Source organism: Myxococcus sp. CA005 (assembly GCF_006518205.1).
Taxonomy (GTDB): domain Bacteria; phylum Myxococcota; class Myxococcia; order Myxococcales; family Myxococcaceae; genus Myxococcus; species Myxococcus xanthus.
On record NZ_SRLV01000026.1, the window covers coordinates 91,116 to 102,226 of the forward strand.

An 11,111-nucleotide genomic window follows, 5' to 3' on the forward strand; every position below is an offset into this window, starting at 1 on the left:
AGGGCGACTGCTCGCTGGCGCATTTGCGTGATTGCCTCGCGAGTGCGGTCGAATCTCCCAAGAAACAGCGCCTCGGGACTCCTAGGGTGGCGCATGGGAGGCCCGGGTAGCGGGAACGGCTCGCATGCGGCGCATTCGTGTCATCGACAGTCATACCGGGGGAGAGCCCACGCGCGTGGTGACGGACGGAGGCCCGGAGCTGGGAACGGGCGACCTGGCGAGCCTGCGCGAGCGCTTCCGCGAGAAGTTCGACGCCTTTCGCAAGGCCATCGTCTGCGAGCCCCGTGGGTCCGACGTCATGGTGGGCGCGCTGCTGTGTCCGCCTGTCAGTGCGTCGAGCGTCGCCGGCATCATCTTCTTCAACAACGTCGGCTATCTCGGGATGTGCGGCCACGGGACCATTGGCGTGGTGAAGACGCTGGAGTACCTGGGGCGCATCGGTCCTGGCGTCCACTCGCTGGAGACTCCCGTTGGCGTGGTGAAGGCCACGCTGCATCCGGATGGGCGCGTCAGCATCGCCAATGTGCCGAGCTACCGGTGGGCGCATGACGTAGCGGTGTCCGTGCCGGGACATGGCGAGGTGCGCGGCGACATCGCCTGGGGCGGCAACTGGTTCTTCCTCTCCCGCGCCACGCACCTGCCGCTGGAGCTGTCGCGGACTCCCGCGCTCCTGGCGTACACCTCCGCCATCAAGCAGGCGCTCTCGGACCAGGGCATCACCGGTGAGGGCGGCGCGGAGATCGACCACGTCGAGCTGTACGCCCCCTCTCCGACGCCGGGGGTGGATGCTCGCAACTTCGTGCTCTGTCCAGGGCTGGCCTATGACCGCTCGCCATGTGGCACCGGGACGAGCGCGAAGGTCGCGTGCCTGGCCGCCGAGGGTGTGCTCGCGGAAGGCGCGACGTGGGTGCAGGAGAGCATCCTCGGCAGTCGCTTCGAGGCGCGCTACGTCCGTGACGGTGCGCGCATCCTGCCCACCATCACCGGCACCGCGTCCGTCAACGCGGAGGCCACGTTGCTGGTGGACCCGACGGACCCCTTTGCCTGGGGCATCGGATGAGCGCCTTCGACTGCGTCATCGTCGGCGGTGGCATCGTCGGCGCGGCGCTCGCGGATGTGCTCAGTGCCGACGGCGTGTCGGTGGCGCTCGTCGAGGCGCGGTCCATCGGTGCGGGGACGACGGCGTGCGGCATGGGCCACCTGGTCGCAATGGATGACAACGCGGCGGAGCTCGCGCTGACGTCGTGGTCCGTGTCGCTGTGGCGTGAGCTCGCGGATGGATTGCCTCGCGCGGTGGAGTACGACGCGTGTGGCACCCTCTGGCTCGCCGCCGATGACGAGGAGATGGCCGCTGTCTCCGCGAAGGTGGCCAACTACCGCGCCGCGGGGGTCCGTGCCGAGGTGCTCGACAGCGCGGCGCTCCATGAGGCCGAGCCCGCGCTTGCTCCGGGACTCGTGGGGGCGCTGCGTGTCGTGGATGATGCCGTGCTGTATCCACCGCTCGCCGCGCGGACCTTCGCGCTGCGTGCCCAGGCTCGGGGTGCGCGGCTGATGACGGGGAGTCCGGTTCGGGAGTTGCGCCCGGGAAGCGTCGTGCTCTCCCATGGGGAGGTATTGACGGCACGGCACATCGTGCTCGCGGCGGGCGTGGCTAGTCCCGCGCTCTGCCCTGGGTTGCCCATCTCTCCGCGCAAGGGACACCTGCTCATCACCCGGCGCGGGGCTCCCGTGGTGCATCACCAACTGGTGGAGTTGGGCTACCTCAAGAGCGCGCACGGCACGGACGGCGCTTCCGTGGCTTTCAATGCCCAGCCGCGTGTCACGGGGCAACTTTTGCTGGGCTCGTCGCGACAGCCGGGCGATGCGACGCGCGAAGTGGACGCGGCGCTCCTGGAGCGCATGCTGAAGCGCGCGGCCATGTTCCTTCCGGGGCTCGATGGCTTGCAGGCGCTGCGCGTCTGGACAGGGCTGCGTCCGGCGACACCCGATGGTCTGCCCTTGCTGGGGCCTCATCCGGAGAAGCCGTGGCTCTGGCTGGCTTGTGGCCATGAGGGGCTCGGTATCACCACCGCCACGGGCAGCGCGCGACTGGTGGCGGACCAACTGCTCGGGCACACCAGCGCCATCGATGCGCGTCCGTATTCACCCGCGCGCTTCCTGACGGTGTCCTCTCGGGAGCTCGCTCATGCGTGAGCCCACGTCGAAGGCCACCACGCGCGTCACCCTGCGCATCAATGGCCGTGCTGTCACGGTGCCGGCGGGAACGTCGGTCGCGGCTGCGCTGGCGATGACGGACAGCTTCGTCAGTCGCGCCGACTTGAGCGGGCGCCCCCGCGGGCCCCTCTGCGGAATGGGTGTCTGCTTCGAGTGCCGAGCCACCATCGATGGTGTGCCCGAGGTCCTCATGTGTCTGACACCGTGCCGTGAGGACCAGGAGGTGGTGACCGATGCGTGAGGCCTGTGACCTCGTGGTCGTCGGCGCCGGACCTGGCGGACTCGCTGCCGCTTGCCGCGCGGCCGAGGCGGGGCTGGAGGTGCTCGTCCTCGACACCCAGCCCGAGCCCGGTGGTCAGGTCTGGAGAGGCGAGGCCCGAAAGGGCGCGAATCGCCTCGCGCGTCGGTGGCTCACCCGCTTCGCGGCGTCGGGCGCTCGCTTCCGTCCAGGCGCCCGCGTCGTTGCCGCGCCCGAGCCGGGAGTGCTCCTGGTCGAAGAGGGCTCCTCCTCGTTCGCGGTGCGCTACAGCCGCGCGGTGCTCGCCACTGGCGCGCGCGAGCGCTTCCTCCCGTTCCCCGGTTGGACACTCCCGGGCGTGCTGGGCGTCAGCGGCCTCCAGGTGCTCATCAAGGATGGCCTCCCCATTCGCGGCAAGCGCGTGGTGCTCGCCGGCACGGGCCCGCTGTTGCTCGCCGCCGCCGCGACGATTCACGCCCACGGTGGCGAGGTCCTCTACATCGCCGAGCAGGCCTCCGCCGAGAGTCACTGGGGCTTCGCCCTCCAGCTCTGGCGACACCCGACCAAGCTGCTCCAAGGCGCCTTGATGTCCGCGGCGCTCATCCGCGTGCCCACGTCCACGGACGCTTGGGTCATCGCCGCCGAAGGCGAGGGCCGGGTGGAGTCGGTCCGCCTGTCCGTGCGCGGTCGCGAGGAACAGTTGCGGTGCGACTACCTGGGCGCGGCCTACGGGCTCGTGCCCAATCTGGAAGTGGCCCGGCTGCTGGGCTGTGAGACCTCGGCCGGCACGGTGGTCGTGAACGAGCGCATGGAGACGCGCGTCCCCAAGGTCCACGCCGTGGGCGAGCTGCTCGGCATCGGCGGCATGGACCAGGCGCTCGTCACCGGAGAGCTGGCCGGACTCGTCGCCGCCGAGCAACCCATCCCCGTCGAGCTGGAGCGCACCTGGCATCGCGTCCGCGCGTTCGCCGCCCAGCTCGCGCGGCATGACGCGCCACGCGCGGAGCTGCGACGACTGGCCACGCCCGACACCCTGCTGTGCCGCTGCGAGGACGTGCCCCTGTCCGCGCTGGAGGGCTGTCAGAACCTGCGAGAGGCCCGGCTGTACGCCCGCCTGGGCATGGGCGCCTGTCAGGGCCGCACCTGCGGCACGGCGGCGCAAACCCTCTTCGGCTGGTCGGGCGAGGACGTGCGCCCACCATGTCTTCCCGCGCGCATCGGCAGCCTGCGCCTTCCCTCGGACGTTTCCTCTACCCACACGAGAGAGTCATGAACCTCTGGACTGGTGTCCTCCCCGCCATCACCACCCCCTTCAACACGGACCTGTCCGTCGACCACGGCACGGTGCGCTCACACGTGCGCTGGCTGGTGTCGCAGGGATGCACTGGCATCATCCCCTGCGGCTCACTGGGCGAGGGCGCGACGCTGAGCCAGGAGGAGAAGGCCGCGGTGATGCGCACGTGCGTGGACGCGGTGAAGGTGCCCGTCATCCCGGGCATCGCCGCCCTGTCCACGGCGGAGGCCGTGCAGCTGGCTCGCGCCGCGGAGGAGGCGGGCTGCGCCGGGCTGATGGTGTTGCCCCCGTATGTCTATTCCAGCGACTGGCGCGAGATGAAGGCCCACATCTCCGCCGTCCTGCGCGCCACGAAGCTGCCGTGCCTGCTCTACAACAACCCCGTCGCCTACAAGACGGACTTCACCCCCGCCCATCTCGCGGAGCTGGCCGCCGAGCATGACAACGCGGTCGCCGTGAAGGAGTCCTCCACCGACGCCCGTCGCGTCACCGCCATCCGCGCCCTCCTGGGAGACCGGCTGGCCGTGGGCGTGGGCGTGGACGACTGCCTCGTCGAGGGCGTGGACGCGGGCGCGCGCTTCTGGGTGGCGGGGCTGGTCAATGCGTTCCCCGCCGAGTCCGTGCGACTGTTCGAGCTGGCCCTCGCCGGAAAGAAGCAGGCCGCGTTCGAGCTGTACCGCTGGTTCCTGCCGCTCTTGCGCCTGGACACCGTCACCAAGTTCATCCAGCTCATCAAGCTGGTCCAGCAGGAAGTCGGCTGGGGCCACGAGCGGGTGCGTGGGCCTCGGCTGGAGCTGGCGGGTGCCGAGCGCGAGGAGTGCCTGCGCGTGCTGCGCGAGGCCCTGGCGAACCGGCCCGCGTTGTAGTGCCCCGTCGCGAAGTGTCCTGTAGCGAAGCTGGAGGGGCGATGGGCCCCTCCCGGAGTGAGGTCGCTGAATGAGCTGGATGGGACTGTCCTTGATTGGCGCCGAACGCGGCGAGCCCGGTGGGCCGACGTTCACCGGATGGAATCCCGCGGAGGGCGTGGCGCTCGAGCCTCGCTTCCACGGCGCGCGGCCCCAGGAGGTGGAGCGGGCCTGCGTGCTCGCGGAGCAGGCCGCCCCCACGCTCGCGGCGCTGCCCTCGCGTCAGCGCGCCGTGTTCCTGGAGCACGTCGCCGAGGCGCTCCTCGCGGCGGAGGCGGACTTCCTCGCCGTGACACCAAAGGAGACCGGACTTCCCCCCGCGCGCATCCAGGGAGAGCTGGGCCGCGCGGCCGGACAGTTCCGTCAGTACGCCCGGCTGCTGGCGGAAGGCAGTTGGGTGGATGCGCGCATCGACCGTGCCTTGCCCGAACGCCGTCCCTTGCCGCGTCCGGACCTGCGCTCCCTGCTGCGCCCCGTGGGGCCGGTGGCCGTGTTCGGCGCGAGCAACTTCCCGCTCGCGTTCTCCGTCGCCGGAGGTGACACCGCGTCCGCGCTGGCCGCGGGCTGTCCCGTCGTCGCCAAGGCCCATCCCGCGCACCCCGCGACGTCAGAGCGCGCGGGCCTGGCCATCCGCGCGGCCGTGGCGGCGTGTGGGCTGCACGAAGGCGTGTTCTCGCTCCTGTTCGACGCGGGCACGGAGGTGGGCGCCTCGCTCGTGAGTCACCCCGCCATCCGCGCCGTCGGCTTCACGGGCTCGCGTGGCGGAGGACGCGCGCTGATGGCGCTGGCCGCCGCACGGCCTGTCCCCATTCCCGTCTTCGCGGAGATGGGCTCCATCAACCCCATCTTCCTCCTGCCGGAGGCGCTGGCCGCCCGTCCCCAGGCGATGGCGGACGCGCTGGCCACGTCCATCCTCCAGGGCGCGGGCCAGTTCTGCACCTCGCCTGGCCTGCTCGTGGCGGTGGAGGGCCCGGGGTACGAGGCCTTCCGCGCGCGGCTCGCGGAGAAGCTGGGGGCCGCCTCGGCCGCGCCCATGTTGACGCCCGCCATCGCCGAGCGCTTTCGCGAGGGCGTGAGCCGTCTCGCCGCTCGCACGGACACGCGGACCTGTGCACGGGGTGAGTCGAGGGCCGCGCTGGGCGCCGCCGCGCTGTTCGAGGCGGAGGCCCGCGTGGTGCTCGCCGAGAGCGCGCTCACGGAAGAGGTGTTCGGAAGCTGCGCGGTGCTGACGGTGGCGCGTGACGCGGCGGAGCTGGTGCGCGTGGCCTCCAGGCTGGAAGGCCAGCTCACCGCGACGGTGATGATGGACGCGGGAGACACGGCGCTGGCCGCCGAGCTGCTCCCCACGCTGTCGGACCGCGTGGGGCGCGTGCTGATGAATGGTGTCCCCACGGGCGTGGAGGTCTGCCCGGCCATGGTGCATGGCGGTCCCTTTCCGGCCAGTTCGGATGGCCGCTTCACCGCCGTGGGCACGGGCGCCATCCGCCGCTTCGTGCGGCCGGTGTGCTACCAAGATGTGCCGGACGCGCTGCTCCCGCCGGAGCTGCGCGATGCGAATCCCCTGAACCTGTGGCGAACGGTGGAGGGGGCACTGAAGCAGGAGTGACTCCCAGGTGCCCTGTCTTCACCCGGGAGTCACTCCCGGGCTTCACGGCGCAGTGTCGAAGCGGGCCTCCAGCTTCACGCCCGCGAACGCCGCGCGGGCCCTCACCATGGCGTAGTAGTAGACGCCGGTCAGCGGCGAGGGGATGTCCACCACCTCGTCGTTGCCGGCCAGATACGGCCGGTAGTCATACGCCGTCGTCGACGGCCACTGATTGGCGCGGACGTAGAGGTCCGCGTTGCCCGTGCCGCCGCTCATCTGGAAGCGCAGGTTGCGCGCGCCGGCGGGCACCCAGAGGTAGAAGTACTGGATGTCGTTGCCAGCCAGCGGGCCCCGGTAGCAGCCGTTGTCCAGCATCCGGGTGTCCGCGCCCGTGCACTGCGTGCCGGTGCCAGGCCCCGGGCCCGGGTCCGGATTCGCGCAGGTGCTCGGGTCGGTCGCGGTGGAGACGCAGTCAATCCACTGGTGGAACTCCGCGTCGTTCGCCGAGCCCAGGCTGTCCAGCGACGTGCGATACCCGGTGTAGTTCCCCGCGCGGAACTGGCTGACGAAGGTGTCCACCTGCGCCGGGTGGCGCTCGAACATGAAGCGCACCGCGAGGTAGCCCCAGTAGTACACGCGCTCGGTGCCACTGTTGTAGTCGTTGCGCAGAATCTGGCTGAGCTGGAAGCGCTTGCTGGTGCCCAGCTCCACCGCGGACGCGTTGTCGTCCTTCTTGGAGACGTACTCCCCCAGCCCTTCAATCCACCAGATGGTGGGCTGGCTGATGCTGTCACCGAAGCCGCCCTTCATGTTGAAGCGGCCATCCAGGTAGTGGACGTACTCGTGGCGCAGGTTCCAGATTTCGAACGCGGGCCGAACCCACTCCGCCTCGTAGGCGATGAAGCGGGCCTGATTGCCGGACGCCGCCGGGTCTCCCTCCAGGTACATGCCGCCGTTGTTCGTGTCGATGCCGAACAGCGCGCCGGCATACGTCTGGTAGTCCAGGCTGCTGTCGAAGATGACCATCTCCAGCGACGTGTTGTTGTCACTGGCGACGGGCAGGCGGCCCGTCTTCAGCTTGTCGTGGAAGTAGGACTCCTGCGTTGCGAGCTGGTCGCAGCTCTGCGCGAGCTGCGTGGCCGTCATCTCCTGGGCGCGCATGCGCAGCGTGGCGCCGCAGTTGTGCGTCACGCGGAGCACCGCCTGCTCCAGCGTCCGCCGGAAGTCGCAGATGCCGTAGTACGCGCAGTTGGCGCCGTCGTAGAAGTCGGCCATCTCCGCAGCGCCCACCCAGACGCCCGCGGTGGGGCCCGTCATCGAGTGGCTGGTGATGAGCGCCTTCACCTTGGGGCGCGTCTTCGTCTGCAGCGTCCCCGCGTACTGGAGGAAGCGGGACAGCTCGCGGGCCGCGTTGACGGAGAGGTACTGGTTGTCCGTGCCCAGCAGGTGCTCGGTGCGCAGGCCGAAGGAGTCCAGCGAGTCGATGATGGACGGGTCCTGCTGCACGGCCGCCACGAAGTCGTCGTTGTAGTGGCCTCGGAACAGTCCGACGAACACGTTGTTGGTGGCGCTGCGCATGTACCAGAAGGCCTGGGTGGTGTCGTTGAAGCGGTCCAGCAGGCCCTTGAAGGTGCCCAGGTGCCGCGCGTTCTCCCCCGCGCTGTCGATGAGCGTGACGAACTCCTGCAGCACCGCGCCGTGGTCGTCGTTGACGTCCCGGAAGTGGCTGTTGGCCACGAAGGCGGCCAGGGCCGGGCGGATGGCGTTGGCCAACGCCGTGCCGTAGCTGCCCACGACGTCCGGGGCGTAGTACTGCACGTAGTACCCCGCGCGCAGGAACATGATGAGCTGGAGCGTCTGGCCGTTGTTGTTGCCCCCATAGCCTTGCGCGCTGGAGGTGAGCGCGTTGGCGATGGTGACCATCTTGCTCTCGATGAACACCTGCCGGGCGAGCGTGCCCGTGACGCTGAACAGCGTGTTGATGCACTCCGTCGTGGAGCCCTTCACCAGCGTGACGAGCGCCGTGCCGGTGGCGGACCCGAAGGCCGCCGTGTCACACGCCAGCAGAAGGCGCTTCGATGCCGGTGGGGTGAGGGCCTGACGTAACTGCTGCGGGGGGACATCCGGCTGCCGCTCGTCGGGTTGGATGCGTTGGTGCGCGTGCTCCAGTCCATGGACGCGCTGAGCAGGCTCGACCGGGAGAGGACCTCCGGGGCGCGCCTCCGCTCCAGGTGCGAACAGGGCGAGACAACAGATGGCGAGGACGATGTGACAGCGACACCAATCAGCGATTGGACTGCGCATGGCTTCGTGCTCCTCGAATGGGGGGGGCTTGCCGCACGGTGTCGTCCGTTTCGAGTGACACCGACGTGGGTTTCACGCGGTGTTCAAGGTATTCATGAGCACGTGTGACATTCTTGTGTCTTTCCCATGTGGGGACGAATGGAAACCACCAAGACGCGTGAAACCTTGGAGCACTGGCGGATGGGCTTCATGGGGCGGGTGGCGAATCCGCTGTTCGCGGAGGAGCTGTTCGACCGGGTGCCGGACATCGTCTTCTCGGTGAAGGACATCCGGGGGCGCTACGTGTGCATGAGCGAGGCATGCGCGGAGCGCTGTGGCCTGAAGAGCAAGGCGGCGGCGGTGGGGCACACGGCGCACGAGCTGTTTCCCCAGCACATGGCGGACCGGTACGTGCGACAGGACGAGAAGGTGTTCCAGACGGGACGCGCGCTCGTGGACAACCTGGACCTGACGTTGTTCAACAACCGCAAGCCGGGCTGGTGTCTGACGAGCAAGGTTCCGCTGTTCGATGCCACGGGCGAGGTGATGGGGCTGGCGTGTCTGTCCAAGGACGTGCACGAGCCGGGGCGCGCGGGGCTGGTGGACGAGCGCTTCGCGGGGACCATCGATTACATCCAGGCGAACTATGGGGAGCGGCTGCGCATCGACTCGCTGGCGCGGCGGGCGGGGATGTCCGCGGCGCAGTTCGAGCGGCGGATGCAGCGCATCTTCCAGCTCTCAGCCGGGCAGTTCATCATGAAGACGCGCATCGACGCAGCGGCGGAGCGGCTGGTGGAGGATGCGCAGCCCATCGCCGCCATCGCCCTGGCGGTGGGTTTCTGTGACCAGAGCGCCCTGTCTCGCCAGTTCAAGCAGGTGACGGGGTTGAGCCCGCGACAGTACCGGCAGCTCGTCGTCGCCACGTCCGTGCCGGGAGCGCCACGGGGCAAGCAGGCTCGCTGAAGCCAGGCCACCTGGCGTGAAGTTCACGCCGGTGTAGCCACAGCAACCCGCTTAGAACCGCCCCGCCCGAGCCTGGTCGAAGTCCACGCGGTGCTTCATGTACAGCGTATCCAGCATGTGGTTGCTGATGGGGTTGGCATTCCCATCCGTGAACCGGTGCACCACCGCGCCCTTGCCCGCGTCCTTCAGGAAGGCCGTCGGGTCCACGCTCCCGCCCAGGCCCGTGAGCGTGGGCACCGGGTCCGCGTTGTTGACGTAGTGCACATACTTGGGCCCATCCACATACCGCGTGGACGCCGCGCCAAACGTTTCCACGCTCAGCTTGCCCAGCGTCTTCTCCACCTGCGCCTGGGACATGCCATCCTCGATGCGCAGCCGCTTCGCCACGTCATCCAGCGCCCGCGCGGTGATGAGGCCGCCCTGGCTGTAGCCCATGAGGTGCACCTCTCGGCCCGCCTTCAACTCGCTGTAGAGCGTGTCCGCCAGTGCATCCACCGCGGGGTTGTGGCCCTTGTCCAGCTTGTCCGCCACACACTGCGCCAGGTCCGCCACCAGGCCCTGCGTCGCGTTGTGGATGCCCACCACCTTCGCGTCCGCCGTCTCCGCGATGGCCTGCATCTCACTCAACTGCCCCGACGTCGGCGTCATGATGCCGTTGACGTAGAGAATCGTCTTCGACGGGTTCGGGTTGTCCAACGGTGTCACGCCTGGGATCTCCTTCAGCGGCGTGCCGGGCGGAAACGTCTGCCCCTTGGCCCCCACGAACTTCCCGTCATTCATCCGGTCCGGCTTCGCATCCCCGCCGAAGATGCGCTTCAGCTCATTCACATGCGCGGCCTGGAAGACGTCCTTGCCCATCTCGATGAAGCGGGGCACGTCGGCGATGCCGCCCTTGATGGCATCCACCACCCCGCCCACCAGGGAGTTCTTCGGAGCCGCCGTGGGTGCCTTCACAGTCGTAGGGGTGACGGCGCTGCGGCTGCGGTCGATGGGGCTCACGAGGGCCTCCTGCCCGGTGGGGGAAGGGTGTTCTCCCCATCTTCTCAAGCTCCCAGAGGGAAGTTGCGTCCTCCCACCTCGCGCGTGTCAATCCATACGGAGGGCACGCGACATGCCGCGTCAATGCGACACGGGCGGTGAGGGCTCACGCGTTTCGGGGTCATGGTGGTTCAGCGTCTGCTCCGCCTGCTCGCGATGGAGGCGCATCGTGGCCGTCTCCTCCTCTTCCGTCCGCTGACGCCGCTTCACCAGGCCCTGCGTCTCATCCACGAACCAGAACACCACCCGGAAGAAAGCCGAGATGACCGTGATGAGCAGCGTGGACAGCACCCAACTGAGCACGTAGCCGGGCCAGCCTCCCACGGACACCCGAATGACGTTCGTCCCCGTGAGCGGCACCAGGACGAAGGCCACGTAGTGCGACACGCAATAGGGGCACGACACCAGGTAGCCCAGCCACGAGTCCTTGCCCCCCAGCCGCGCGCGCAGCGGCGCGAAGATGCGCTCCCGGGACAGCGTCTGCGACACGCCCATCACCACGGCGGAGACTGCGAAGAGCTGGAAGAGGTCCCCCATGTCGCCAAGGTGGCGATGACTCGCCGGGCAAGAAACAGCGGGCCGCCATGAGGG

At 69.2% G+C, this 11,111-nt stretch carries 10 protein-coding genes; 7 read left to right on the forward strand and 3 right to left on the reverse strand.

Annotated elements, in window-relative coordinates; genetic code table 11:
* The first annotated feature begins 124 nt into the window (after positions 1-124).
* From FMQ63_RS14180 to FMQ63_RS14205, 6 genes are all read left to right on the forward strand, one after another.
* On the forward strand, positions 125-1,060 hold the full coding sequence (locus FMQ63_RS14180) for a proline racemase family protein (protein WP_011556143.1): 936 nt from the start codon (positions 125-127) through the stop codon (positions 1,058-1,060).
* Complete coding sequence (locus FMQ63_RS14185; RefSeq protein ID WP_011556144.1) at positions 1,057-2,193, forward strand: FAD-binding oxidoreductase; 1,137 nt, start codon at positions 1,057-1,059, stop codon at positions 2,191-2,193. Before FMQ63_RS14180 ends, FMQ63_RS14185 begins: the two co-directional genes overlap by 4 nt.
* Entirely contained in the window at positions 2,186-2,455 is a 270-nt protein-coding gene (locus FMQ63_RS14190; protein ID WP_011556145.1) for a (2Fe-2S)-binding protein, read from the forward strand. The genes FMQ63_RS14185 and FMQ63_RS14190 overlap by 8 nt, the downstream gene beginning before the upstream one ends.
* Positions 2,448-3,725 (forward strand): FAD/NAD(P)-binding oxidoreductase, encoded by a 1,278-nt coding sequence (locus FMQ63_RS14195; RefSeq protein WP_011556146.1) that lies wholly within the window; start codon positions 2,448-2,450, stop codon positions 3,723-3,725. The genes FMQ63_RS14190 and FMQ63_RS14195 overlap by 8 nt, the downstream gene beginning before the upstream one ends.
* Positions 3,722-4,612, forward strand: coding sequence for a dihydrodipicolinate synthase family protein (locus FMQ63_RS14200; RefSeq protein WP_011556147.1), 891 nt, complete (start codon positions 3,722-3,724; stop codon positions 4,610-4,612). Before FMQ63_RS14195 ends, FMQ63_RS14200 begins: the two co-directional genes overlap by 4 nt.
* Before the next feature lie 70 nt (positions 4,613-4,682).
* Positions 4,683-6,257: an aldehyde dehydrogenase (NADP(+)) gene (locus FMQ63_RS14205; protein WP_011556148.1), complete on the forward strand. Its 1,575-nt coding sequence runs from the start codon at positions 4,683-4,685 to the stop codon at positions 6,255-6,257.
* Between the two features lie 42 nt (positions 6,258-6,299).
* Here FMQ63_RS14205 and FMQ63_RS14210 read toward each other — a convergent pair whose 3' ends face one another.
* Positions 6,300-8,540 carry a M9 family metallopeptidase gene (locus FMQ63_RS14210; RefSeq protein ID WP_011556149.1) on the reverse strand — a complete coding sequence of 747 codons (2,241 nt, stop codon included), beginning with the start codon at positions 8,538-8,540 and terminating at the stop codon, positions 6,300-6,302.
* Between the two features lie 138 nt (positions 8,541-8,678).
* Between FMQ63_RS14210 and FMQ63_RS14215 the strand changes: the two genes are divergently transcribed.
* On the forward strand, positions 8,679-9,482 hold the full coding sequence (locus FMQ63_RS14215) for an AraC family transcriptional regulator (protein WP_225909519.1): 804 nt from the start codon (positions 8,679-8,681) through the stop codon (positions 9,480-9,482).
* Positions 9,483-9,533: 51 nt separating this feature from the next.
* On the opposite strand, the gene FMQ63_RS14220 is transcribed toward FMQ63_RS14215, so the two are convergent.
* Both FMQ63_RS14220 and FMQ63_RS14225 read right to left on the reverse strand, forming a co-directional pair.
* A complete protein-coding gene (locus FMQ63_RS14220; RefSeq protein ID WP_043612891.1) occupies positions 9,534-10,481 on the reverse strand; it encodes a hypothetical protein in 948 nt (315 codons plus the stop codon).
* A gap of 120 nt (positions 10,482-10,601) precedes the next feature.
* Positions 10,602-11,057, reverse strand: coding sequence for a hypothetical protein (locus FMQ63_RS14225; protein ID WP_011556152.1), 456 nt, complete (start codon positions 11,055-11,057; stop codon positions 10,602-10,604).
* Positions 11,058-11,111 lie beyond the last annotated feature (54 nt).